This window comes from Mycobacterium simulans, from assembly GCF_900232995.1.
Classification (GTDB): domain Bacteria; phylum Actinomycetota; class Actinomycetes; order Mycobacteriales; family Mycobacteriaceae; genus Mycobacterium; species Mycobacterium simulans.
The window spans coordinates 374,760-399,215 of record NZ_OCVX01000003.1; the positions used below are offsets into that span (position 1 = coordinate 374,760).

A 24,456-nucleotide genomic window follows, 5' to 3' on the forward strand; every position below is an offset into this window, starting at 1 on the left:
CGGGGCCGGTGGTGGCGGCGGTGAGGCGCGCAACCATGGCACCGGGAACGCCATCGGTGGGGCCGGCGCGGACGGCACCAGCGGTGGTGCCACCGGGGTCGGCGGGGTCGGCGGAGATGGCGGGCTCGCGAGTATCTCGAACAGCGATTCGCTGGCTACTGCCACCGGCGGACAGGGTGGGGCCGGTGGTGCTGGCACCACCGGCGGTAACGGCGGGGCTGGTGGGAGCGTCAAACACTCCGGACTCGGAAATCTCGCCGCCGGTACGGGCGGCGCTGGCGGCGCCGGCGACGTGGACGGCGGTCGCGGTGGAATTGGTGGGACGGCGATCATCGAGAACCTGAACTCGACGGCTGACGCCGCTGGTGCGGCCGGCGGAGCAGGCGGCACCGGCACCACCGGCATCGGCGGGGAGGGCGGCGTCGGCGGTGTTGGCATCACCAAGGGAACGGGAAGCGCCATCGGCGGCGACGGCGGGCTCGGCGGCGACGGCGCGGCCGGCGGGCACGGCGGTCGGGGCGGTGATGCGTTCAACCAAGGAACCGGAACGGCCACCGGAGGCCTCGGCGCGGCAGGAGGCAGCGCCACCACGGCCGACGGCGGTGATGGCGGCCGCGGCGGTGCCGCGGTGGTCGCCGGCAAGGCCGGGACGCCCGACGCCTTCGGCGGCGCCGGCGGTGCAGGCGGCACCGGCGGCACCGCGGGTATCGGCGGAGAGGGCGGCCGCGGAGGCGACGCGCAGACCGTGGCAGCCGGGAACGCGTTCGGCGGCACCGGTGGGGCCGGCGGCGGCGGCGAGGCCGGAGGCGGCGCCGGCGGCGATGGCGGTGCGGCGTTTGCGTTCAACTTCTTCGGAGACGGAACCGGAAGCGCTACCGGCGGCGCCGGCGGAGCAGGCGGCACGGGCAGCAATGGGACCGGCGGGGGCGGCGGCACCGGCGGCGTCGGGGTGGTCGATCAGGGCACAGCTACGGGTACCACTACGGGAGGCGTCGGCGGCCAGGGCGGCGACGGAACAATTGGCGGGTCCGGCGGGACCGGAGGTTCGACCGTGAACTTCGGAACCGGCGACGCTATCGGTGGCGTTGGCGGAGCTGGCGGTTCGGGCAGCGCCGGTGCAGGCGGGGACGGCGGCGACGGCGGCTTCGCGGAAAGCCGTACGGACACCGGCGGCGGCAGCGCCGCTACCGCTACCGGGGCCGGCGGGTTCGGCGGGGCCGGTGGCAGCGGCACAGACGGCGGGGCCGGAGGCGCCGGCGGTACGGCGTACAACGAAGGAGCCGGACGCACGTTTGGCGGCGATGGCGGCAAGGGCGGCACCGCTACCAGCGGCATCGGCGGCGAAGGTGGTGTCGGCGGCAGCGCGACCGTCCTCAACGAGGGCTCGACGGCTGAGGTCGTCGGCGGCAACGGTGGCGCTGGTGGGGCCGGGCCCAGCGGTGGCAACGGCGGCATTGGCGGTACGGCGGTGAACTACGGAGCCGGAAGCACTACCGCTGGCGATGGCGGCGATGGCGGCGCCCCTGGCACCGCTGGCGGCACAGGCGGCAAGGGCGGGGACGGCGGCTTCGCGTCTATCGAGAACGCCGCCTCTGCGTCGACCGCGACCGGCGGCGACGGGGGCAGCGGCGGCAGCGGTTCGGAACCCTTCAGCAACGGCGGCGACGGCGGCAACGGCGGCAACGGCAACCACGTCGGCTCACCTGCTCTGGCCAGCGGCGGCGCCGCCGGCTTGGCGGGAACGGGTGGACCGGGCGGTACTGACGGCGTACCCGGAGCCGGCGGAACACCATGACGAGTCCCCGGCCTCGAGATCGAGGACGAACTCAGGTCCTTCGGTGAGCGTGCACGTCGGGATTCACACCAGATCGACTCGCGAAGCCGGCGATTTACCGTTAGCGGGCGGCAACAACAGGGCACGAACCAAACGGCGTGGTCCGGCGGAGCGAAGCATCCGGCTCGCTGGGCGCGGACGCACCCGTTGCGGCCACCAGAACCAGCGTCCGAGCAACGCGGCGATCGACGGCGTCATGAACGAGCGCACGATCAGGGTGTCGAACAGCAAGCCAAGGCCGATGGTCGTACCGATCTGACCAATAATCCGCAAGTCGCTGAACACAAAGAGGGACATGGTGACGGCGAACACCATGCCGGCGGCTGTTACTACTCCCCCGGTGCCCGCCATGGCCCGGATGATTCCCGTATTCAAACCGGCGCCAATTTCCTCTTTGAGCCGGGACACCAGCAACAAGTTGTAGTCGGATCCCACCGCCAAGAGCAGGATGACCGACATCGCCAACACCATCCAGTACAACTCGATGCCGAGAATGTCCTCCCAGACCAGCACAGAAAGCCCGAAAGAAGCGCCCATTGAAAGCAACACGGTCCCCACAATGACCACCGCGGCGACGATACTTCGGGTGATGATCATCATGATGATCAAAATCAAACTGATCGCAGCTATGCCCGCGATCAGCAGGTCGTATACAGCGCCCTGTTGAATGTCCTTGAATGTGGCGGCGGTGCCACCCATATAGATGGCGGCTCCCTGCAAGGGTGTTCCCTTTATGGCCTCCCTTGCCGCCTGTTTGATCGGCTCGACGCGGGATATGCCCGTCTGAGACGCCGGATCTCCTTCGAGGGCGATGATAAAGCGGGCTGCCTTGCCATCCGGGGAGAGGAACATTTTCAGGCCACGTTTGAAATCGGGGTTCTCGAAAGCCGACTGTGGCAAATAGAACGAATCGTCGATCTGGGCGGCGTCAAACACCCGGCCCATTGCGCCAGGGTCACTATTATTCGAGTCGGACGCCTTATACAACGACGAGAGTGTGCTGTGCCACACCTTGACCTGGTCCCGCATGATCTCCATCGTGTGTATCATGATCGGAATCTGCGCACGTACTTGAGGCAATAGCGTAACGAGAATATCCAGATTTTGGACGAGATATTCAAGCTTCTCGCTCAACTGGTCGACACTATCGAACATGTCGAATATCTGCCTTATCGACCAGCAGAGGGGGATGTCGAAGCAATGTTTTTCCCAGTAGAAATAGCTGCGGATCGGCCGGAAGAAGTCCTCAAAATCTGCGAGGTGATCTCTTAAGTTATCCGTGATATTCGACATGTCATGCGTCAGATGATCCATGTGCACCGTTGTGTCAATAATCTCGCCCATCAGGCGATACATGGTATGCATCGTTGCGATAGTTGTATTCATCGCGTCTATCTCAACCAGCATGTCATCAACATGGTCTCGCATGAATTGCATTTGCTCGTTGTTCGAGACGCCCTGCATGCTGATCACGAACGGTATCGACGAGTGCTTCATGGACGTTCCCAGAGGCCGGGTTATCGCTTTGACTTGCGCGACGCCGGGGCTGTGGAAGATACCTTTGGCCACCTTGTCCAATATCAGCATGTCCACCGGATTACGCATGTCCCGATCTGACTCGATCAGCAGCACCTCGGGGTTCAGCCGGGCCTGCGAAAAGTGCCGGCCGGCAGCCGCATCCCCGACATTGGATGGCATGCTAGCCGGCATGAATTTACGCAGATCGTAAGTTGTCTTGTAACTCGGCAAAGCCAGCAGGCCAATAAGGGCGATCAAGATTGACATGGCGAAAACCGGCCCGGGCCAACGAACAATCGCCGTCCCGACTCGGCGCCACCGCCGAGTGTTCATTCTTCGCTTGGGGTCGAACAGCTTGAAATGGCTGCCGAGCGCGAGCACAGCCGGACCGAGCGTGAGCGCCGCCAAGACCGCGACAAACATGCCTATAGCGCATGGCGCGCCGAGCGTTTGAAAATAGGGCAGCCGGGCGAAGCTGAGGCAATACATGGCGCCGGCAATGGTCAGGCCCGAGCCCAAGATGACGTGGGCGGTCCCGTGGAACATCGTGTAGAAAGCGGTTTCCCGATCCTGTCCGGCGTAGCGCGCTTCGTGGTAACGGCCGAGCATGAATATCGCGTAGTCGGTGCTCGCCGCAATGGCCAGCAGCACGAGCAGGTTGGTCGCGAACGTTGAAAGATTGAAAATGTTGTTGTACGAGAGAAAGGCGATGACTCCACGGATCGCACCGAGGTCAATTCCGACCATGACCAGGACGAGAATCATGGTAACGACGGAGCGGTAGATGAAGAGCAGCATCACGGCGATCACCAAACTGGTAATCGCGGTGACCTTAGCGATGCTTTTATCTCCGGCCTCGGATTGATCCGCATTGAGCGCGGTCGGACCGGTGACATAGGCCTTGACCCCGCGTGGTGCCGGTGTGGTGTCCACAATATGCCGCACCGCGGCTACCGACTTGTATGCTGCCGTTTCATTGTCGCCGACGAGATAGACCACGACATAGGCGGCTTTATCATCGCTGCTTTGCGAGCCCGCCGCCGTCAACGGGTCCCCCCAAAAGTCTTGGATATGCGCAACATGCCGGGTATCGGCGGAAAGCCGCTTCATCAGGTCGCTATAAAAGCGATGAGCATCGTCACCGAGTTGCTGTTCGCCTTCCAGCACAATGGTCACAGCATTATCGGAGTCAAACTCACCGAAAACCTGGCCAACATGCCTTACCGCCTGAATCGATGCGGCATCCTTCGGACTCATCGATACCGAATGCGCTTTTCCGACCACTTCCAGTTGCGGTACAGCGATGTTGAGGATGGCGGTGAGCCCCACCCAGAGCAGGACGATCGGCACGGCGAACCGTTTGATCATCCGCGGGAGGAGAGGCGGCTCGGACTGCGGCGCGGCGTCGGTTTCGCTCATGCGGCTGTCACCTGACAGACGGTCAGGGCTTTGAGTCCGGTCTCAGTCTTTTCGTCCTTGACGACACCGTTGACGAGGATCCGGCAGCTGAGCACGTCGCCGTTGCTCTGCGCCAATAGGTTGACACTGACCGCGGGAAGCGGCGTCGAAAATGTTTCGGACCACGGAAGGGGTACTCCGTCGAGCTTCTTCACCCTCGCATCCGGGTCCAAGAATGAGATCTTTGCCGTCGGGGCGGCGCCAAAGACTTCATAGGTCACGATCTTCGGGTTGAACTGTGGGGCATCGTCATCGGCCTTGACCCTGGCTACGGGTTGCTCATGAACGCCGAAGATTCGGTGCAGCCGATAGATAGTGGACCCCGCGACGACGGTAACAGCGACGATGGCCAGCAGTAGCCATATTCGTTTCACAATGCCAGTAACCCGAATCATCCTCACCTTCGTGTTCCGCCACCGGTAACTGCCTGCTCGATCGGCTCCGCCAGCCAGTGCTCGGCCTCTCGCCGAGATCGGCTGGACGTGCCGATCGCTCGACCCTGTATCTCCCGAAGATCTCCAATTTGCGTATTAGCCTGACGTCTTATTGCGCTAGCACGTAGACGCTACCGCTGACGCGGTAAGCATCGCTAACCATTTCGAAATTCGAATAGATCTCGTTACGGGCTCGCGCACGATCGGCACCCCAGGTGATCCCCGCTCCGGTACTGCTCTGGCGCGGATCGCACCATCACTCGCATGACCGTCCGACCCCGATCCATCGCAAACCGGCCTCGGTGAGGATATCGGGATCTAGCAGGTTGCGGCTGTCGACCACAGCACGCCGTGTCCCCCCGGCGGCCACCCGTGACCACTCCAATTTCCGGAATTCCGGCCACTCGGTAAGTACAACCAACACCGCCGCATCCTCGCAGGCGTCGTAGGCCGACTTGACTATGGTCAGAGCGTTCGTCCAGCCCGGCGCCGGCGTTGCCACGGTGGGATCGTAGGCCCGCACCACCGCTCCTTCGGCGACCAAGCCGTCGACAACGGCGAGTGCGGGTGAATCTCGTAGGTCGTCGGTACCCGCCTTAAAGGTCAGCCCAAGAACTCCGATCGCGGATCCCGTCAGGACGCCGCCGGCTGCCTCGCGTATTTTGTCCACCACCAACCGGGATTGCCGGGCATTCGTCTCGATCGCCGCATCCAGCAGCGAGAACGGCATCGCGACCGACCGCGCCATGTGACGCAGGGCGGCGGTGTCCTTGGGTAGACATGAACCGCCCCAGCCGGGCCCCGGATTGAAGTATCCGACACCAATCCGCGCGTCGCGCCCGACTGCATCGAGAACCGCCACGCCGTCGGCGTCTAGGACCTCGGCCAGTTCGGCCATCGCATTCGCGTAGGACAGCTTCAAGGCCAGGAAACAATTGGCCGCGTATTTAGTCAGCTCCGCGGTGGGCGGGTCAGTGACTACGACGTCACTATTGATCCCGTCGTAGAGGGCGAGCACCCGCTCCGCCGCTCGCGAATCGTCGGCACCTATGACGATCCGGGACGGGTGGAAGAAATCGAAGACCGCGGTGCCTTCGCTCAGGAATTCCGGATTGCTCACCACTGCGATATCCGGGCGGTCGATCAGCGCCGCGATGCGCCGTGTCGTGCCGACCGGCACCGTCGATTTGGCCACAACGGCACATCCGCTGGGCAACAACGGACCCAATTCGCGCACCACAACCCACACCGCGGACAGGTCCGCGGCACCGTCGTCCCCGAGCGGGGTCGGCAGGCACAGGATCACGTATCCAGCGTCGGCGATTGCCACTGCCAGATCGCTCCGGAATCGCAGATGGCCCAACGAGACACCCTGTTGAACCAGTTCCGGCAGGCCCTGTTCGACAATCGGCACCATCCCGGTTGTTAACGCGGCGACTTTCGCCTCGTCGATGTCGACGCAATCGACGGTATGACCCAACGATGCCAGGCACGCCGCAGTTGTGAGACCCACATAGCCGGCACCGACAACCACAACCTTGTCGCTGACGTTAGACATGATGCTGATCTATGCAGGATTGCTGATATGGCCAGCGCACGAAGCCCGCCTCTGAACCGTTACCAACCATCGTCGGATTACTTCGCAATTCGCACTGACGATTGAAACCAGTCAAGAGTGCGGCTCAAGCCCTCACGGAGCCCAATTTCCGGACTCCAGTTCAAGAGTTCGCGCGCCCGGGAAAGCTCGGGGCAACGCTGTGTCGGATCATCGATCGGCAACGGCCGGTGCACGACTGAGGCTCCAATGCCGGTGATGTCGCAGATCAGCGTGGCAAGTTCGGCGATGGTGGTCTCTTCCTGATTGCCGAGATTGACGGGACCCAGTTCGCCAGAAAGACGCGCGAAATCCAGAATCCCCTGGGTCATGTCATCGACATAGCAGAAAGACCGGGTCTGCTCGCCGTCGCCGTAGATAGTCAACGAGGCACTCGACAGCGCCTGCCATACAAAATTCGACACGACCCGTCCGTCGCCAGGCCGCAGCCTGGGGCCGTAGGTGTTGAAGATTCGCACTATGCCACCGTCCAGCCCGTTGGCCCGGACGTGGGCTGCAATCAGCGCCTCCGCGTATCGTTTCGACTCGTCGTAGACACTGCGAGGGCCAATCGGGTTCACATTGCCCCAGTACTCCTCCGACTGTGGATGCATAAGCGGGTCGCCGTACACCTCGCTCGTGGAGGCGTGCACCAGCCTGGCGCCCTTCTCGAGCGCCAAATCGATTACCTTCTGGGTACCGACCGAACCTGTATGCAGCGTTTCGATCGGCCGCTTCAGATACTGCGGAGGCGACGCCACACACGCGAAGTTCAGGATGAGATCGACGGGACCTTCCACCGTCCAGTCAGAGCAGACGTTGGTCACCATCATCTCGAGATAGGGACGACCCAGATGTTTCGTGAGATTCTGCGGCGAACCCGTCGATAAATCGTCAATCACTACCACTTGCCAGGAGTCCAGAACAAGCGCATCCACAAGATGGGAACCCAGGAATCCTGCCCCACCGGTCACTACGGCACGCCGATTGATCGATTCAGCTTTCGGCATTCGACTTCCTTCGTCAGCTATATCGGGTCGCAGAGCCGTTTCCCTCTGGCTGGGCCGGTCCCTGCTTATAGCGCAGCCTCGTCAATCGCGTCGAGTCCGGCCGTTACCCCGATCGGCGACGACCTTATGACGAAAAGCCTGCGAGTTCGCGCGCTGATTTCCACGCCGAAAGCGCGCGAGTTCCCAGATACCTCGCCCCGAATTGCGGCGCCGCAGTGTCCGCGTGCGGGTATCTACGGATGCATAAGTTATATACTCTCCCGGGGTACTCCCGTCAAGAGCGGTCAGCGGCCTCCACCAGGCCCGAAGTGCGCATCACGATCGAATACCAGCCATACAGCAAAATCCAAGCAAAGTCACACCCTGGGCGAGGGTTGATATCCTAGTATTCTTCCGCAGAAGTTAGTTAACTTCCGAACCTGAAATGGCGTTGGACGACCCAATTTTTGGGCTTTCTTGAGTTCTTGTCGGCATCAGTAGATGTCGGTCAACCCAGAGTGCGTCGTTGACCTTATATATGTTCGCGCGCCGCATAGGTGATTCGCACACAAAGCTGAGATGAGTTTCGCGGAAGGTCCATTAATTGTACGCCATGCTTGAGACTGATACCGAAATTGCGGCCGGGCTGCCGCCGAACGACGGCAGGACATCCTCGGCATCTTTGCTGTACCGGACCGTTCCGGCACGGGCGGTGATTCTTCTCCTGGCCACAGTATCCGACTACAACCTGTTGCTGATCTCGCGGCTCACACAAAAAGCTGGAGCCGGTCTAGCTACCGGAATTCGATGGACACGCACCGCCAAAGTGGTTAGCCCAACCGAAGCGGCCTGCTGATGGGGCTATTCGCTCAGTTCCGTAGTTTCAACTATCCGAGTCGTCTTCTGATGATCAACCAGCTCGGCATCAACATGGGGTTCTTCATGTTGATGCCCTATCTGGCGGACTACCTAAGCGGGCCACTTGGGCTGGCTGCGTGGGCGGTGGGTCTGGTGATAGGCGTGCGCCACTTTTCCCACCAGGGCATGTTCTTCGTTGGCGGCACGCTTGCCGATCGATTTGGTTACAAACCACCGATCGTGGCCGGGTGCTTGATGCAAACTGGCGGTTTTGCGTTGCTGGTAGTCGGGCGGTCGCTGCCCAGCTTGTTAATTGCTGCGGCTGCAACGGGTTTCGCCTCAGCGCTGTTCAGTCCTGCGGTGCGCGCCTATCTCACTGCTGAGTCAGGTGACCGCAAGGTCGAGGCATTTGCGTTGTTCAACGTCTTCTATCAGGCGGGAATCTTGCTCGGACCGCTAGTTGGATCGGCACTATTGGCACTGGATTTCAGAATAGCCATCCTGGGTGCCGCGGGTGCCTTCGCAGCACTGACTGTCGCTCAGCTGACGGCACTACCCCAGCACGCAGCCGATCCGAATCCGGTAAGCGCGGAAAAGCGCTCGATCCTGCGGGACTGGCGGACGATAGTTGGCAACCGGCATTTTCTGTGGTTCGCCGCCGCAATGACTGGGCGTTACGTGTTGTCGTCACAATTCTATTTGGCACTTCCGATCCAGGCGTCCGCCTTGGCGCCACATAACCAATCTTTCTTGGTAGCAGGAATGTTCGCGCTATCGAGCCTGATCACGATCACCATCCAGCTGCGCATCACCAGCTGGTTCGCCTCGCGGTACGAAGCCGGACGCAGCCTGGTTGTCGGGGCGACGGTGATGACAGTGGCGTTGGTGCCCCTCGCGCTTGTCCCGAACGGCCAGAGGTTCGGCACCGCGGCCGCAGTAACAGCCTTGTTAGTCACCGCGGTTTTGCTTGCCGCTGCTTCGGCGGTGATGTTTCCGTTCGAGATGCGGACCGTCGCCTTACTATCGGATGATCGGCTGTTGGCGACCCACCAGGGGTTTTACGGCACCATCATCGGAGTCGGAGTCCTTGTCGGCAATTTTGGGATCGGATCCCTGATGAGTGCGGCGCACCGCTTCAATGCCGACGAAATCATTTGGGGCACACTGGTTCTCGTGGGCTTGGTGGCCGTGGCGGGGTTGCACCGGTTGGAGAGCTACGTCAGGCCCCCGATCGCCGAGCTGACCGCGGTTCCTAGCCGTGCCGGCTTTCCATCCAACGCCGCAACCGCGAACGCGCCGACCGGACCGCAGACAGCCTAGACGCTACCGAGTGTCAACCGAGCCCTGGCAGATAAACCACCTCGATGCATCTGCCGGATAGGGTTGATGCCGACGGTGGGTCCGGGCAGAGCAATATCGGAGGTGTGTTATGGCTACGGATCCCTCTGGTCTCTCCGGACATGCGGGCACCGCGGACCACGCCGGCCGTGTCGACCTGGAGTCGCTGGCCGGCAGCGCCAGCGCCGAACGTGCGCTCGACGACAGACGCGCCGCACCGGATGACAGTGGACAACAGCCGCCGGTCGACCTGACCGCCGCGGCGTTCTTCGATGTGGACAACACGCTGGTGCAGGGCTCCTCGGCGGTGCATTTCGGCCGCGGACTGGCGGCTCGCGACTACTTCACCTACCGCGACGTCATCGGATTCATCTATGCCCAGGCCAAGTTCCAGCTACTGGGCAAGGAGAACAGCGCCGACGTCGCTGCCGGTCGGCGCAAGGCGCTGGCGTTCATCGAGGGCCGGTCGGTCGAGCAGCTGATAGCGCTGGGCGAGGAGATCTACGACGAGATCATTGCCGACAAGATCTGGTCTGGCACCCGCGAGCTCACCCAGATGCACCTCGATGCCGGTCAGCAGGTGTGGCTGATCACCGCCACGCCATATGAGCTTGCAGCGACCATCGCGCGCCGGCTCGGCCTGACCGGCGCCCTGGGCACGGTCGCCGAGTCGGTCGACGGGGTATTCACCGGCAGGCTCGTCGGGGAGATCCTGCACGGAACCGGCAAGGCCCACGCGGTGCGGTCGCTGGCAATCCGCGAGGGACTTAACCTCAAGCGCTGCACCGCGTACTCAGACAGCTACAACGACGTACCCATGCTGTCGCTGGTAGGCACTGCGGTCGCCATCAACCCCGACGCCCGCCTGCGCAGTTTGGCCCGCGAACGCGGATGGGAGATCCGCGACTTCCGAACGGCTCGCAAGGCCGCGCGGATCGGGGTGCCGTCGGCCCTGGCCCTGGGCGCCGCCGGGGGCGCGCTGGCGGCTCTGGCATCCCGGCGGCAATCCCGCTGATAAGCTGCGCCGTTAGCCCGACGACAATGCGGCCCGCGCAGCGGGGCGAGGAGGAGCCGGGCGATCGGGCCCAGCCCGACGACAATGCGGCCCGCGCAGCGGGGCGAGGAGGAGCCGGGCGATCGGGCCCAGCCCGACGACAATGCGGCCCGCGCAGCGGGGCGAGGAGGAGCCGGGCAATGGGGCCTAGCAACCATTAGAGCGGAGAGCGGCAGCGGCATGACACTTCCCGAAGGTGCCCAAGGAATCATCGGCAGCCATTACCGGGCACCGGACTATTTCGAGGTCGGACGCGAGAAGGTCCGCGAGTTCGCGCTCGCGGTAAAGGACGACCACCCGACGCACTGCGATGAGGCCGCCGCCGCCGAGGCTGGTTACGAGGAGCTGGTGGCACCGCTGACCTTCCTGGCGGTAGCCGGCCGGCGCGTGCAGCTGGAGATTTTTACCAAGTTCAACATCCCCATCAACATCGCCAGGGTCTTCCATCGCGACCAGAAGTTCCGATTTCACCGGCCGATCCTGGCCCAAGATAGGTTGCACTTCGACACCTATCTAGACTCGGTGATCGAATCCCACGGCACGGTGCTCGCCGAGATCCGCAGCGAAGTCACAGATGCTGACGGGAAACCGGTGGTCACCAGCATCGTCACGATGCTGGGAGAGGCCGCCCACCAAGATGCCGGCGCTGAAGAAACCGTCGCCGCAATTGCGTCCATATCAGCCGGAAAGTAGGGTCAATTTAATGACGTCACAGGGCGAAACAGGTGGCACGCAGCTCAAGCCACCGGTCGAAGCAGTCCAATCCCATTACGACCGATCGAACGAGTTTTTCAAGCTGTTCCTCGATCCTTCGATGACCTACAGCTGCGCCTACTTCGAAGAGCGTCCCGGCATGACGCTGGAAGAGGCCCAGTTCGCAAAGCGCAAACTAGCGCTCGACAAGCTCAACCTCGAGCCGGGCATGACGCTGCTCGACATCGGCTGCGGCTGGGGTTCGACGATGCGGCATGCCGTCGAGCATTACGACGTCAACGTGATCGGCCTGACGCTGAGCGAAAACCAGCTCGCCCACGACAAGGCGAAGTTCGCCGAGATGGACAGCCCTCGTCGCAAAGAGGTGCGACTTCAAGGCTGGGAACAATTCGACGAGCCGGTGGACCGCATCGTATCGCTGGGCGCGTTCGAGCACTTCGCCGACGGTGCCGGCGATGCAGGGTTCGAACGCTATGACGCCTTCTTCAAGAAGTACTACAACTTGATGCCCGACGACGGCAGGATGCTCCTGCACACGATCACCATCCCTGACAAGGAGGAGGCCGAAGCGCTCGGCCTGACGTCGCCGATGAGCCTGCTGCGCTTCATCAAGTTCATCTTGACCGAGATCTTTCCCGGCGGCCGGCTGCCCAAGATCTCGCAGATCGACCACTACTCCTCCAACGCCGGCTTCAAGGTCGAGCGTTACCACCGGATCGGCGACAACTACGTGCCGACGTTGAATGCCTGGGCCGACGCGCTGGAAGCGCACAAAGAGAAAGCCATCGAGCTACAGGGCCAGGAGATCTACGACATCTACATGCATTACCTGAGGGGCTGCTCGGACCTTTTCCGCGACAAATACACCGACGTCTGCCAGTTCACCCTGGTGAAGTAACCGCTAGCCCAAGAAGATATTGCGACGCCCGGCCAATAGGCGATACAGCGTCTGCTGGATCGTCTCGCGCACCTGGTCGGTCAATTCGAACGTGACCATCGGATCCTCGGCGTCGCTGGATGTGTAGTCCGCGGTGTAGATCGGCTCACCAAACGCAATGCGCCATTTCGACGGCAGCGGCACCAAGCCGGCGGGACCGGCCAGCGGGAACAGCGGCGTGACCGGAAAGTAGGGCAATCCGAACAGCCGCGCCAGCAGCTTGACGTCGGTCAGCATTGGGTAGATCTCTTCGGAGCCGATGATCGAACACGGCACAATCGGCGCCTTCGTGCGCAGTGCCGCCGAAACGAAGCCGCCGCGACCAAACCGCTGCAACCGGTAACGGTCCTCGAAACGCTTACCCAGGCCCTTGTAGCCCTCCGGGAACACCGCCGTCAGCTCGCCCAAGGCGAGCAACCGGTGTGCGTCCGTCGTGCATGCCATGGTGTGGCCCGCCTTCCGGGCCGCTTCGCCGATCACGGGCAGGTCGAACACCATGTCCGCGGCCAGTAGCCGCAGATCCCGCTCCGCCGGATGCTCGTCGTGAACCGCAATCGACAGCATCAACCCGTCAAAGGGCAATACCCCGGCGTGATTGGCCACCACTAGCGCAGCACCGTCGCTCGGGATGTTCTCGATACCGCTAACTTCGACTCGGAACCACGATTTGAAGAAGAACCTCAGCAAAGGCCGAACGATCGCGTTATTGAAGTGTGGGTCGAACCCGAATTCGTCGACGGTGTAATCACCGGTCAATCGTTGCCGCAGAAATCCGGCAACCGCAGCGACACGCTGCGCTAGGTCGTTGAGCGGCGCCTCGGATGTCGGAGTCGCACCGGCGATGCGCCGGTGCTCATCGATTTCACGAACGACAGCGGCAATCTGTTCGGCCGATGCCCGACCGTTCGGATCGGAGAGCAACGAGGGATGCTGACGGGACGCCTCGGCTCGTTGACCGGCACGCCGCCGCGCGGCTACCCGACCCCGATTGGTGTGCAGTGGAATGACATTCGCTCTGGATTCACCCGCCACGATATCTACCTGACCCCACCCCATGGAATTGGCTTTCGACTACCCCAGCGCTGCGCTAAGGCTACGGCGCGACCCTCTAGGGAGCGTACCCGATGCGGGTCGATAATGGGAGTCAAGCCTCGGCCGCGGACGTAGTTGTCGAACGCCTCGGCCGTCGTCCACTTGGGGTGGAAGCCGAGTTCAGAACGCATTCTGGTGGTGTCCATAACCCGGCCGTAACTCAAGTAATCAAATTGTTCCCGATTGATTTCGGTATAACGATTAGCTCGTCTCAGCGAATCGAGAGCCCACACCCCAAACCCGGGTACCGGTATCGGGATTCGCCCGGCGCGACGGATCGCCTGCGACAGCATGATGATGCCTTCGGCCCCGATGTTGAACGTGCCAGCCTTGCCGGCCATCGCTGCACGCTCCAGCGCGCCCAGCGCATCCTGCTCGTGCAGCAACTGCAGACGCGCATCGCGGCCGAACATCGTCGGCACTAAAGGCCCAGCTAAATACCGTGACAGCGTGGTATCCATCGCCGGTCCGATCATGTTGGCTAACCGCAAGATAGTCACCGCGATATCGGGCCGACGCCGTCCCAGCCCACGCACGTAACCCTCGATATCGAGGCTGTCCTTTGCGAAGCCCTCCCGGAAGGGGCGACGGCTGACGCTGTCCTCGGTGAAGACCACCGGATCATGCGGACTTGAACCATAAACCTCAGAGGTCGACTTCAGCACGACGCGGCGCACCGAGGGCGCCTTCTGACAGGCTGCGAACAATTGCATCGCGCCCATCACATTGAGTTCCTTCAACGCCGCACTGCCCCCGGATCGCGGCGCGTACGACGCCGCCGCGGCGTGCACCACCGTGTCGACGTCGCCGTTTCGAATCACCTTGGCAATAAACGGATTACGAATATCGGCACGAACAAACTCGGCCCGTCCCATGCGGCGCAGCATGTCCTTGCTCGGCGCGATTGCGTCGACCGCGATGACCCCGTTGATCAGAGGGTTCTGCGCGAGCCGAGCGGTCAGGTAGCCCCCCAGAAACCGGCACGCGCCAGTAACCAGTACGACCTTCGGGTAATGCACATTGTCGGCGCCGCTTGTTGCGCCGCCATCCCGGCTGTCGGTCGAATCCACCCCGATAGCCTAGCCGCGGGGAGAAACAGGTGCGTTACGGCGGTATGACGGTCCGCGCGGGCTCAGCCTGCTCTCGGGCCGGGTATCGGCGCTACTTGCCAAGTTTTCTACGCTGCACCCGGGTGCGGCGAAGTAGCTTGCGGTGCTTCTTCTTCGACATGCGCTTGCGCCGCTTTTTGATTACTGAACCCATGGACTCCGCTATCTGACCCGTGTCTGCTTGTTGAAATGACCCGGTCACCTTACCCGGCCCGACGCACGGAACGTCAAACCGGCCACGGGATCAGAAGGCTGGTTGCCCGTCTAACCGGCGTCGAAGTATGAAGTCTCCAGCATGTCGTGAACGGCCTTGGCATGCACGCGGAAGGACCGCCCGACCCGCACCGCGGGCAGCTCGCCATTGTGCACCAGCCGGTAGACCGTCATCTTGGACACCCGCATCAGTGCCGCCACCTCGGCGACGGTGAGGAATTGTGTCCGGCCCTGCTGGCCCTCGACAGGACCGGCGTCCCGTCCCTTAGCTGCAGAATCCCGTGCCGATGGCCCGTTCGTAGACGTCATCGCAACCCAATCGTGTCAGGCACGCGCAAACCCAGCGGCTTCCCCTCCGCTGGCCCCACACGTGCATACACAGAGGAGAATAGCGGGACTAGTGGGGTTACTGGTACTGGTGGGGGACAATCAGTTTGAAAATCTTGAATTATTCCGATGTAATTCTTAGCTGCTCAGAGCGGCTTTTGGCGGCCTGAACCGCTGCGTCGACAGCCACCCGAAACCCTCCGCGTTCGAGTTCGCGCAGCGCAGCGGCGGTGGTACCGCCGGGCGAGGTCACCGAGGCACGCAGCTCTGACGGCGAGGAATCCACCCGCAACCCGAGCGGCTCGCCGTCGGCGGTTCGCCGTTGTTGATCCATTCGCTCCAGCAGCATTGCCGCGGACCCCGCCATGGTTTGAGTGGACAGGTCGGTGGCCACCTGCCGGCTCAATCCCGCCGCGACACCGGCATCCACCAAGGCCTCCACAAGCAGGAAGAAATACGCCGGCCCCGAGCCGGACACCGCGGTGACCGCGTCCATTTGCGACTCCGGAACGGTCAGCACCGTGCCGACCGCGTCGAACAGTGCGGAGACCTCCTCGAGCTGTTGCGGAGTGACGAAACGCCCCTTGGCCAGCGCGGTTACCCCCGCGCCCACCAGCGCCGCCGCATTGGGCATCGCCCGTATCACCGGCGTTCCAGCCGGCAGCTTGGATTCGAAGTACGTGATCGTGATGCCTGCCGCGACAGTCACGAACACCTGCTCAGCGCTGGTGTTATCGGCCGCGGCCGCCGCGGCGGCGAGATCGCCGATCACGGCCTCGACATCGGCGGGCTTTACGGCGACGACAACAAACGTCGCGTTTTCGACTGCATCTGCTACCGACGTCACCAACACCGAATAGGTTTCCGACAGGTACTTGGCCCGATCCGGCATCCGCTCGGCCACCACCAAATCTTTAACCCGCCGCCCCGCCCGCAGCAGACCCGACAGCAATGCCTCGCCGATGCTGCCGCCGCCGATGATCGCGATTCTTGCCATGCCGGACAGCATCGCAGACGGCCCTAGCTACGAGCCCTACCGGGCAGGCGGCCGGGAAGGCACAAGGGCCAATTGCCGCGACTGCGCCACGATGCGACCCATCTGGTCGACGACGATGTGGTCTTCGTCGAACCAGTCGTGCCCGATCTCTACGCAGGTGCCGATCACTCGCAACCAGCCGTCGACGGGCATGGCTCGCAGGAAGGCGGTGAGCTGAACGGTAGGCGCCCCAGCCGGTCCGATCCACCGCAACGGCCACGGGCGCCGACAAGTCCCCGCACATGAGGGCAACGCATTTCTCCCGGATCGGGCGCTGCGACCGCAGTCGACCTCCCGCAGCGCCATCGCGGTGGTGAATAAAGCCGTCATGTCAGCGCAGGAGGTGTGTACGGGCGAACTGCAAGGACTCGGCGAGCATGGACTCGCGCTCGGTGGCCGATCGCGCACTCGATGTCGAAACCTCCAACACGACGTGCCCGGCGAAGCCGCCACTGGCCAGCATTTGGCACACCTCGGCGGTCGGTTGCGTGCCGCGCCCGGGCACCATGTGCTCGTCGGCGGGCAGCCCACTGCCGTCACACAGGTGCAGGTGCACCAACCCCGAGGCCATCCGCCGGGCCATTGCTAGGGCGTCGGTACCGGCGGTCGCGGTGTGCGAGAGATCGAGCGTGTAGTGCGCGTGGTTGCCATCCAGCGGGTCGTAGGACGGGGCAAACGCCGAAATCGCAGGACCCCGGCCGCCGCCTCGCTTCCGCATGCGTTGTCGAGACTGATCGGCACCGAAGAACCTATCGGCCCGAAAGGGAAACATGTTCTCCACCGCCCCCATCACGTCGCTGGATGCCTCCAAGGCGGCAACCTGTTCGCTGAATCCCTCGGCGTAACGCCGTTGCCACCGAAACGGTGGGTGCACCACGACCGTTTGGGCGTCCAGCTGTTCGGCGGCCCGCACACTGCGGTCCAACTTGAGGATCGGATTGGCACCCCACACCCGCTGCGAGATCAGCAGGCAGGGCGCGTGCACGGACAAAACCGGCATGCGGTAGCGGCGCGACAGCTTCTTGACGGCATGGATGTCCTGGCTGACCGACTCGCCCCACACCATCAGCTCGACGCCGTCATAGCCGAGCCTGGCCGCGTACTCGAACGCGGCCTCCGCCCGCAACGGGTACACCGAGGCCGTCGATAAACCGACTTTGATGGCTGGGCGCAAGGCTGCCGGCGCCTAGCCCGATTGCAACAGGGCCAGCGGTCCTAGGGTGATCAACGCCCCCACCGCAACCGCGATCAACGTACTGGCGATGTCCTCGGTCTTGCGGACGACGCGCACGCCGACCACTAGGCCCAGGATGACCAATACCGAAAGCACCAGTGCCACGATGCTGTTCCAACGCCACAGCTGATCGAAGGCGATGAACAGCCCGGCACCGAACACAACGGCCAGGATCGACTGAAACACGATCACCGTTGCGTGCCACAATGCCGTAATCGTCCGCGGCGCACGGCGAGCGACCTGAGCTTCGTCAGCGAGATCCTCTTCGAACAGCGCCGGGGTCTGCTCCTGGCCGCGCCGGCGAGCCACCTCATCGGCGATCGACTGCCCGCCGAATAACGTCCCTTCGTCGGCCTGCAGGTAGGAACGCACGTACGCAGAATCCTCGGCCGCCGATTCCACGTCGCGAACCTCGGTGTCCATGACGTCGACGGAGGTATCGCCGTAGTGCTCTACCGGATCGGGGTTCATGTGCTCGGCACCGGATTGCTGGCCGGCAAGCTCGGCGTCGCTTACCCCGGTGTGGCGCAGGGGCCTTGGATATTCACTCCGCTCCGGCCCTGACGCGCGTCGCGGCACCGGCTCGGACCTGGGCCAGCGCGGCTCGGGGTCAGACCAGTACGCTGCCTTGGTCGGTTCTGAAATCGGTTCAGGGGCAAGTTGCGGGGCCGGCTCGACAACAACCTCGGCTCGTGGCTTGGCCTTCTCCTGATGCTCATCACGGATGATCGGGATCTCGCCGGTTAGCTCCGCGACGGTGACTGCATCGCTGTCGCCGCGCCGGCGGCGGCGCCGCCGCGAGACGGCCGGAGCACCGATGTTTCCGTTCCTGGCGAGCAACTCGGCCACCGAGATCTGCCTGGTGCTGGAGTCCTCGGAGTTCGCTGACTCTGAGTCTGGTTCGGTCATGGTTTGTTGCCTCTCGATCGGGTGGCCGCGGTCCGATCAACTACCTGACCTCTAGCATCGCGCACCGAAGTCTCTACGAGAGCAGTTCCGTCGGCTTCGCTGTCGAGTTTGCGCAAGATGAGACCTTCCCGTAGCGCCCACGGGCAGATATCCACCGTTTCTATCGACAGCGCTCGCATGCTCGCCTCCGCCACCAGAGCGCCCGCCACAATCTGTGGTGCGCGCTCGGCGCTGACTCCTTCCAGTTCTGCACGGTCAACCGCCGTCATCCTAGAGATAAATGCAATTAGTTGCCGCAGACCGTTGGCAGTAAGGGTTCTCTTGGCCCGCGGTCCGGCGGCCGACGGGGCGGCACCGGTTAGGCGCGCCAGCGACCGAAACGTCTTCGACGTTGCCACCGCGAGGTCGGGTTCGCCGGCTTCGAGGACGGTCGCACCGGCATCGGCAAGCTCGGCGTCCAGCCAATCGCGCAGCATCGCCACCCGGCGCCGACCCGGCGGATCGTCGGGCAGCCATTCACGCGTCAACCGTCCGGCACCCAGCGGCAGCGACAACGCCACCTCGGGCTCCTCATCCACGCCGCTGGACAACTCCAGCGATCCGCCGCCGATGTCAAGATTGATGATGCGCCCCGCGCTCCACCCGAACCACCGTCGCACCGCCAGGAACGTCAGTCGCGACTCGTCGACCCCGCGCAGCACCTGCAGCTCGACACCGGTCTCTTTGCGCACCCGGGCCAGCACGTCGTCGGAATTCTCGGCATCTCGGACCGCGGATGTGGCGAAGGCCATCAACTCGGCACAACCGGAGCTGATCGCGATCTTGGCGAATTCGTCGATCGTGGAAACCAGCTTGTCGGCGCCACGCCTGGTGATCTTGCCCGAGCTGTCGGTGGCCTCGGACAGCCGCAGTGTGGCCTTCGTCGAACTCATCGGTGTCGGATGCCCACCACGATGAGCATCGACCACCAGCAGGTGGACCGTATTGCTCCCGACGTCCAGCACGCCTAATCGCACGAAACACAAACTAGCCGGGCGTAGAGAAGCGCGTGTCACGACCCGCGCAGCGGCAAGACAATCGAGGCCCAGATCTTGGTCTAACGTTGACACCGTGGCAAATTCGCGCCCGCGACAAGAAGTCGAATTGGATTTCGCCCGTGAATGGGTGGAGTTCTACGACCCCGACAATCCTGAACATCTGATCGCAGCCGACCTCACCTGGTTGCTGTCGCACTGGACATGTGTATTCGGCACGCCGGCTTGCCAAGGCACCGTCGCGGGCCGGCCGCACGACGGATGTTGCTCGCACGGCGCGTTCTTGTCGGACGATGACGATCGCGCCCGGTTGGACGACGCGGTGAAAAAGCTGACCGCCGACGATTGGGAATTTCGCGAGAAAGGCTTGGGCCGCAAGGGATACCTGGAGCTCGACGAACATGACGGCCAGTCCCAGTTCCGCACCCGCAAACACAAGGACGCTTGCATCTTCTTGAACCGGCCGGGGTTTGCGGCCGGCCCCGGCTGTGCACTGCACAGCAAGGCCCTCAAGCTCGGCGTGGCGCCGCTGACGATGAAACCCGACGTCTGCTGGCAATTGCCGATCCGGCGCAGCCAGGAGTGGGTGACCCGGCCGGACGGCACAGAGATCCTCAAGACCACCCTCACCGAATACGATCGCCGCGGCTGGGGCTCCGGGGGCGCGGACCTGCATTGGTATTGCACCGGCGATCCCGCCGCCCACGTCGGCGCCAAGCAGGTCTGGGAAAGCCTTGCCGACGAACTCACCGAACTGCTGGGCGAGAAGGCTTACGGTGAATTGGCGGCAATGTGTAAACGCCGGAGCAAATTGGGGCTCATCGCGGTGCATCCCGCAACGCGGGCGGCCAGGTAGCTAGGCCGCCGTTCGTGTAGGCCGCCACCATGCGCAGCGCGCTGCCTTTCAGATACGCCTCCACGGTCGCGGCGGCCTTTTCGGCGTCGCCCGAAACTACCGCCTCGGTGATCGCCCGCAGATCGGCCACCACGGGCGCGGCGTCGCCGTAGGCCCCGGTGAGTTCATGCTCGCGGCCGCCGAAGGCATGCTCGACCCAGCGATACAGCAACCCCAATGCGCGGTTGCGGGTGCTGTGAATGAGCACCCCGAAGTAGGCGAGATCGGCCGCCTGCCGCTCTGCGGCCGAGTTCGCCGCTTGCACCACGGCCAGCGCAGCGCGCAATGCCTCGGCATCCTCGGGCGTGTTCCGGTCGGCCGCCAGCCGGCCGATCAATGGGCCTAATGCGGCGCGGATCTCGAGCAACTCGACGAGGAAGTCCGGGCCCAGTTTGCGCACCAGCGCTTCGACCACCGCGGGATGAGTGAGGCCCTCGGGGTCACAGACCACGCTGCCGCTGCCGTGGCGGACCTCGATCAGACCCATCTGCTGCAGCCGGGCCAGACCCTGGCGCAACGACGTGCGGTTGACACCCAGCTGCTCTGCGAGCTCTCGCTCCGGCGGCAACGTCGAGCCGGGCGGGAAAACGCCGTCGAGGATCGCGTCGGCGATCGACGTGGCGATCTGCTCGTCCACACGCTGACGATCCGGCGGTTGAATCAGTGACTGGTTCATTGGCTCAACCAATATTGTAGGCTGGCCGTGTGGACGAACTGCAATCGGCCGTCGCGCCGCGTTGGCGGGGTAAGGCCGGCCGGCTGGAGGTGTGGTACGCCACCCTCTCGGATCCGCTGACCCGCGCCGGCCTCTGGGTTCACTGCGAGACCGTCGCCCCCACATCCGGTCCCCCATATGCACACGGCTGGACAACCTGGTTTCCGGCGTCTTCGACCGACGGCCCGCCGCGCACCGAGCGCTTCGGACCGGAATCTGCTCAGCCCGCGACCGGGGCCGCCTGGTTCGATAACGCGGGGGCGCGAGTGGGGCCGCAAGAGCTGACCGGGCGGGCGGGATCACTCGCAGGGGACCTGTCCTGGAAGGACCCGACAGCACCGCTGTGGACATTTCCACGTGTGGCGTGGGAACGCGAGCTGCTACCGGGCGCCCAGGTGGCGTTCGCCCCCACCGCCGACTTCACCGGCTCACTGAGTGTCGACGACACGATCCATTCCATCGACGGCTGGCGCGGCGGCGTCGCCCACATCTACGGGCACGGCAACGCCAAGCGCTGGGGATGGATCCATGCCGACCTAGGTGACGGCGACGTCTTGGAAGCGGTAGCGGCCGTCTCCAACAAACCCGGTCTACGCCGACTCGCCCCGCTGGCGTTCGTTCGCTTCCGCATCGACGGCAAAGACTGGCCCGCGGGCCCCGGAAGCATCCTGCCGTCCCTGCGGATGCGGACAACGCTCGGCTTGCAGCATTGGCAGCTGGAGGGGCGCATTGGCGGCCGCGCGGTGCTGATCCGCGTCGACCAACCGCCCGACCGGTGCGTGAGCCTGCAATACACCGATCCCGACGGCGGCAAGGCGGTGTGCACCAACACCGAGCAGGCCGACATCCACATCGACATCGACGACCGGCACTGGTCGGTGCACGGCACCGGCCACGCCGAAGTCGGCCTGCGCGGTAACGCAGCACCCGTCGTCAATGAAAGGACGCCCTGATGAGTTTCGCCCTCGACCCACCCCTGCTGTTTGCCTCCGGCCTGCTCATTGAGCGCCGCATCCCCAAACAGCGTCGCGACGTCATCGAGGCCGCCGTTCTCGGTGTGTTCTTCGCCGGTTCGTTCGGCCTCTACAACAACGTGCCCGGCCTGGGGTTCCTGTGGCGGCCGTTCCGCTCTCGCAACGGCCGCGACTTCATGTGGAACAGTGGTGTTTTCAGCGTGAACACCGAAAAAGCCGAGTGGCCGCTGCACGCCGCGGCCGGCGGCATATTCGCCACCTACCCATTTTTTCTCAAACTCGGCCGGATGCTCGGACGCGCTAAATGAGCCGTCTGGCAGATCGCGCAACGGCCTCGTTCGGCGCAGCGCTGCTGCCCGAGGAGCACGGCGGCCCGTCACCGGCGGAACTCGTCGAATGTGTCGACCGCTACGCCATGCGAATGCCTACCGCCTCGCGGCTGGCGGTGCGCGCCGGGCTGCTGTCACTGGCCGCGGCGAGCTACCTGACAACCGGCCGATCACTGTCGCGGCTCGGGCCCGCCGAGCGGGAAGTGGTGCTGCGTCGGGTCGCCGCGCTGAGCCCGGATGCCGGTGCGGCCGTGGACGGCATGAAGGCCATCGTGCTGCTGGCCAGCGGTGCAGACACCTATGCGCAGGAATTGCTCTCCCGTGCGCAGCGGCACGACGCGGCGCACCCCGACGCGGCGTTGCACGTCACCTCGTCGAGCGAGACCGCGTCCGGCGTGACCACCGCTGCGGTGGTCGTCGGCTCCGGCGCCGGCGGCGCGATGGTGGCGCGCACCCTGACGCGGGCCGGCATGGACACCGTCGTGCTCGAAGAGGGGCGGCGCTGGACGGTGGAGGAATTCCGTACCACCCACCCGATCGACCGGCTTTCCGGCTTGTACCGCGGCGCCGGAGCAACCGTCGCATTGGGACGTCCGGCGGTGATGCTGCCGATGGGCCGAGCGGTCGGTGGCACCACCGTCGTCAACTCCGGCACCTGCTACCGACCGCCACTTGCCGTGCAGCGACGCTGGCGCGACGAGTTCGGCCTCGGGCTGGCCGACCCGGACCGGTTGGCCGGCCACCTTGACGAGGTGGAGCGCACCCTGCGCGTCGCGCCGGTACCGCTGGACGTCATGGGACGCAACGGCAACCTGCTGCTGGATGCCGCCAAGTCGCTGGGCTGGCAAGCGGCTCCTATTCCACGCAACGCGCCCGGTTGTGAAGGCTGCTGCCAGTGCGCGATCGGCTGCCCGCGCAACGCCAAGTTCGGTGTGCACCTCAACGCCCTGCCGCAGGCCTGCGCGGCCGGGGCGCAGATTGTTTCGCAGGCGCGGGTAGAACGGGTCCTGCACGAGCATGGACGGGCTCGCGGGGTGCGCGCCCGCCGGCCCGATGGGACCGCGATCGATGTGCTCGCCGACACCGTCGTGGTGGCCGCCGGTGCGACCGAGACGCCGGGGCTGTTGCGGCGCAGCGGCCTTGGTGGACACCCGCGGCTCGGCCGGAACCTCGCTGTGCATCCGGCGACGATGCTCGCCGGGCGCTTCGACGACGATGTCTATGCGTGGCGTGGCGTGCTCCAAAGCGCTGCGGTGCACGAGTTCCACGAGTCCAACGGCGTGCTGATCGAAGCGACCTCGACGCCACCGGGCATGGGGTCGATGGTCTTCCCCGGTTACGGAGCCGAGCTGCTCAGCTGGCTCGACCGGGCACCCCAGGTTGCGACATTCGGGGCACTGGTGGCGGATCAGGGCGTCGGCTCGGTGTTGTCGGTGCGGGGCGAAACGCTGGTGCGTTACGACATCGCCCAGGCCGACCTCGCCAAGTTGCGGGTTGCACAGGAGGCCATCGGTCGGCTGCTCTTCGCCGCCGGAGCGGTAGAGGTGCTCACCGGCCTGCCCGGCGCGACGACCGTGACGTCGTTGGCTGGGCTGCAGGACGCGCTGCGGCGGACCAGCCCGCGCAGTCTGCACCTGGCCGCCTTCCATCCCACGGGCACGGCGGCCGCCGGGGCCGACGAGCAGTTCTGTCCTGTCGACGAGACCGGCCGGCTGCGCGGTGTCGACGGTGTGTGGGTTGCCGACGCGTCGATCCTGCCGTGCTGCCCGGAGGTGAACCCGCAGGTGTCGATCATGGCGATGGCGTTGGCGGTCGCCGAGCAAATGGTCGACGTTCGCCGAAATTAAAACCAGGCACCCTC

General features: G+C 64.2%; 22 protein-coding genes and 2 pseudogenes. 10 read left to right on the forward strand and 14 right to left on the reverse strand.

Features of this window, described 5'->3' with window-relative positions; translation table 11 throughout:
• Positions 1–1,795: pseudogene (locus MSIMFI_RS28855) on the forward strand (PE family protein); the annotation flags it as partial.
• A 63-nt stretch (positions 1,796–1,858) separates the two neighbouring features.
• Here MSIMFI_RS28855 and MSIMFI_RS02470 read toward each other — a convergent pair.
• The 4 genes from MSIMFI_RS02470 to MSIMFI_RS02485 all read right to left on the reverse strand — a co-directional run bounded on the left by MSIMFI_RS02470 (position 1,859) and on the right by MSIMFI_RS02485 (position 7,848).
• A complete protein-coding gene (locus tag MSIMFI_RS02470) occupies positions 1,859–4,771 on the reverse strand; it encodes an MMPL/RND family transporter (RefSeq protein ID WP_191495993.1) in 2,913 nt (970 codons plus the stop codon).
• Entirely contained in the window at positions 4,768–5,211 is a 444-nt protein-coding gene (locus MSIMFI_RS02475) for an MmpS family transport accessory protein (protein WP_224770041.1), read from the reverse strand. The genes MSIMFI_RS02470 and MSIMFI_RS02475 overlap by 4 nt, the downstream gene beginning before the upstream one ends.
• Positions 5,212–5,500: 289 nt before the next feature.
• Positions 5,501–6,802, reverse strand: coding sequence for a UDP-glucose dehydrogenase family protein (locus MSIMFI_RS02480; protein ID WP_191495994.1), 1,302 nt, complete (start codon positions 6,800–6,802; stop codon positions 5,501–5,503).
• A 77-nt stretch (positions 6,803–6,879) separates the two neighbouring features.
• Positions 6,880–7,848: an NAD-dependent epimerase/dehydratase family protein gene (locus MSIMFI_RS02485; RefSeq protein WP_224770042.1), complete on the reverse strand. Its 969-nt coding sequence runs from the start codon at positions 7,846–7,848 to the stop codon at positions 6,880–6,882.
• A gap of 642 nt (positions 7,849–8,490) precedes the next feature.
• Between MSIMFI_RS02485 and MSIMFI_RS29505 the strand changes: the two are divergent.
• The 5 genes and pseudogenes from MSIMFI_RS29505 to cmaA2 all read left to right on the forward strand — a co-directional run.
• Positions 8,491–8,632: pseudogene (locus MSIMFI_RS29505) on the forward strand (MMPL family transporter); the annotation flags it as partial.
• A gap of 50 nt (positions 8,633–8,682) precedes the next feature.
• Positions 8,683–10,005, forward strand: coding sequence for an MFS transporter (locus MSIMFI_RS02495; protein ID WP_191495995.1), 1,323 nt, complete (start codon positions 8,683–8,685; stop codon positions 10,003–10,005).
• A 109-nt stretch (positions 10,006–10,114) separates the two neighbouring features.
• The gene (locus tag MSIMFI_RS02500; RefSeq protein WP_191495996.1) at positions 10,115–11,038 is read left to right on the forward strand and encodes an HAD family hydrolase; all 924 of its coding nucleotides are present in this window, start codon (positions 10,115–10,117) and stop codon (positions 11,036–11,038) included.
• A 219-nt stretch (positions 11,039–11,257) separates the two neighbouring features.
• Positions 11,258–11,770, forward strand: a complete 513-nt coding sequence (locus tag MSIMFI_RS02505; protein ID WP_191495997.1) for an FAS1-like dehydratase domain-containing protein — start codon at positions 11,258–11,260, stop codon at positions 11,768–11,770.
• A gap of 10 nt (positions 11,771–11,780) precedes the next feature.
• Positions 11,781–12,689 carry a cyclopropane mycolic acid synthase CmaA2 gene (cmaA2, locus tag MSIMFI_RS02510; protein WP_186245553.1) on the forward strand — a complete coding sequence of 303 codons (909 nt, stop codon included), beginning with the start codon at positions 11,781–11,783 and terminating at the stop codon, positions 12,687–12,689.
• Positions 12,690–12,692: 3 nt separating this feature from the next.
• Here cmaA2 and MSIMFI_RS02515 read toward each other — a convergent pair whose 3' ends face one another.
• The 9 genes from MSIMFI_RS02515 to MSIMFI_RS02555 all read right to left on the reverse strand — a co-directional run bounded on the left by MSIMFI_RS02515 (position 12,693) and on the right by MSIMFI_RS02555 (position 19,664).
• Complete coding sequence (locus MSIMFI_RS02515; protein WP_191495998.1) at positions 12,693–13,784, reverse strand: lysophospholipid acyltransferase family protein; 1,092 nt, start codon at positions 13,782–13,784, stop codon at positions 12,693–12,695.
• Positions 13,766–14,890: an SDR family oxidoreductase gene (locus MSIMFI_RS02520; protein WP_191495999.1), complete on the reverse strand. Its 1,125-nt coding sequence runs from the start codon at positions 14,888–14,890 to the stop codon at positions 13,766–13,768. The genes MSIMFI_RS02515 and MSIMFI_RS02520 overlap by 19 nt, the downstream gene beginning before the upstream one ends.
• A 91-nt stretch (positions 14,891–14,981) precedes the next feature.
• Entirely contained in the window at positions 14,982–15,083 is a 102-nt protein-coding gene (locus tag MSIMFI_RS02525) for a 30S ribosomal protein bS22 (protein WP_003402602.1), read from the reverse strand.
• Positions 15,084–15,193: 110 nt separating this feature from the next.
• Positions 15,194–15,451 carry a cell division/environmental response transcriptional regulator gene (locus MSIMFI_RS02530; RefSeq protein ID WP_186241524.1) on the reverse strand — a complete coding sequence of 86 codons (258 nt, stop codon included), beginning with the start codon at positions 15,449–15,451 and terminating at the stop codon, positions 15,194–15,196.
• A 139-nt stretch (positions 15,452–15,590) separates the two neighbouring features.
• A complete protein-coding gene (proC, locus tag MSIMFI_RS02535) occupies positions 15,591–16,466 on the reverse strand; it encodes a pyrroline-5-carboxylate reductase (protein ID WP_191496000.1) in 876 nt (291 codons plus the stop codon).
• A 36-nt stretch (positions 16,467–16,502) separates the two neighbouring features.
• Complete coding sequence (locus MSIMFI_RS02540) at positions 16,503–16,835, reverse strand: thioesterase family protein (RefSeq protein WP_263597325.1); 333 nt, start codon at positions 16,833–16,835, stop codon at positions 16,503–16,505.
• A gap of 1 nt (position 16,836) precedes the next feature.
• Entirely contained in the window at positions 16,837–17,679 is an 843-nt protein-coding gene (locus MSIMFI_RS02545; RefSeq protein ID WP_191496001.1) for a sugar phosphate isomerase/epimerase family protein, read from the reverse strand.
• Between the two features lie 12 nt (positions 17,680–17,691).
• Positions 17,692–18,648: a hypothetical protein gene (locus tag MSIMFI_RS02550; protein ID WP_191496002.1), complete on the reverse strand. Its 957-nt coding sequence runs from the start codon at positions 18,646–18,648 to the stop codon at positions 17,692–17,694.
• Positions 18,645–19,664 (reverse strand): Ppx/GppA family phosphatase, encoded by a 1,020-nt coding sequence (locus MSIMFI_RS02555; protein ID WP_191496003.1) that lies wholly within the window; start codon positions 19,662–19,664, stop codon positions 18,645–18,647. The genes MSIMFI_RS02550 and MSIMFI_RS02555 overlap by 4 nt, the downstream gene beginning before the upstream one ends.
• 94 nt (positions 19,665–19,758) lie before the next feature.
• On the opposite strand from MSIMFI_RS02555, the gene MSIMFI_RS02560 reads away from it, so the two are divergent.
• Positions 19,759–20,538 carry a hypothetical protein gene (locus tag MSIMFI_RS02560; protein ID WP_191496004.1) on the forward strand — a complete coding sequence of 260 codons (780 nt, stop codon included), beginning with the start codon at positions 19,759–19,761 and terminating at the stop codon, positions 20,536–20,538.
• On the opposite strand, the gene MSIMFI_RS02565 is transcribed toward MSIMFI_RS02560, so the two are convergent.
• On the reverse strand, positions 20,501–21,253 hold the full coding sequence (locus MSIMFI_RS02565) for a FadR/GntR family transcriptional regulator (protein WP_191496005.1): 753 nt from the start codon (positions 21,251–21,253) through the stop codon (positions 20,501–20,503). The genes MSIMFI_RS02560 and MSIMFI_RS02565 overlap by 38 nt on opposite strands.
• Before the next feature lie 29 nt (positions 21,254–21,282).
• Here MSIMFI_RS02565 and MSIMFI_RS02570 point away from each other — a divergent pair, with 29 nt between their 5' ends.
• The 3 genes from MSIMFI_RS02570 to MSIMFI_RS02580 are packed head-to-tail and all read left to right on the forward strand — an operon-like array spanning position 21,283 to position 24,442.
• The gene (locus MSIMFI_RS02570) at positions 21,283–22,245 is read left to right on the forward strand and encodes a hypothetical protein (protein ID WP_191496006.1); all 963 of its coding nucleotides are present in this window, start codon (positions 21,283–21,285) and stop codon (positions 22,243–22,245) included.
• The gene (locus MSIMFI_RS02575; protein ID WP_191496007.1) at positions 22,245–22,574 is read left to right on the forward strand and encodes a hypothetical protein; all 330 of its coding nucleotides are present in this window, start codon (positions 22,245–22,247) and stop codon (positions 22,572–22,574) included. The genes MSIMFI_RS02570 and MSIMFI_RS02575 overlap by 1 nt, the downstream gene beginning before the upstream one ends.
• Positions 22,571–24,442 carry a GMC family oxidoreductase gene (locus MSIMFI_RS02580; RefSeq protein ID WP_191496008.1) on the forward strand — a complete coding sequence of 624 codons (1,872 nt, stop codon included), beginning with the start codon at positions 22,571–22,573 and terminating at the stop codon, positions 24,440–24,442. The genes MSIMFI_RS02575 and MSIMFI_RS02580 overlap by 4 nt, the downstream gene beginning before the upstream one ends.
• Positions 24,443–24,456: the final 14 nt, after the last annotated feature.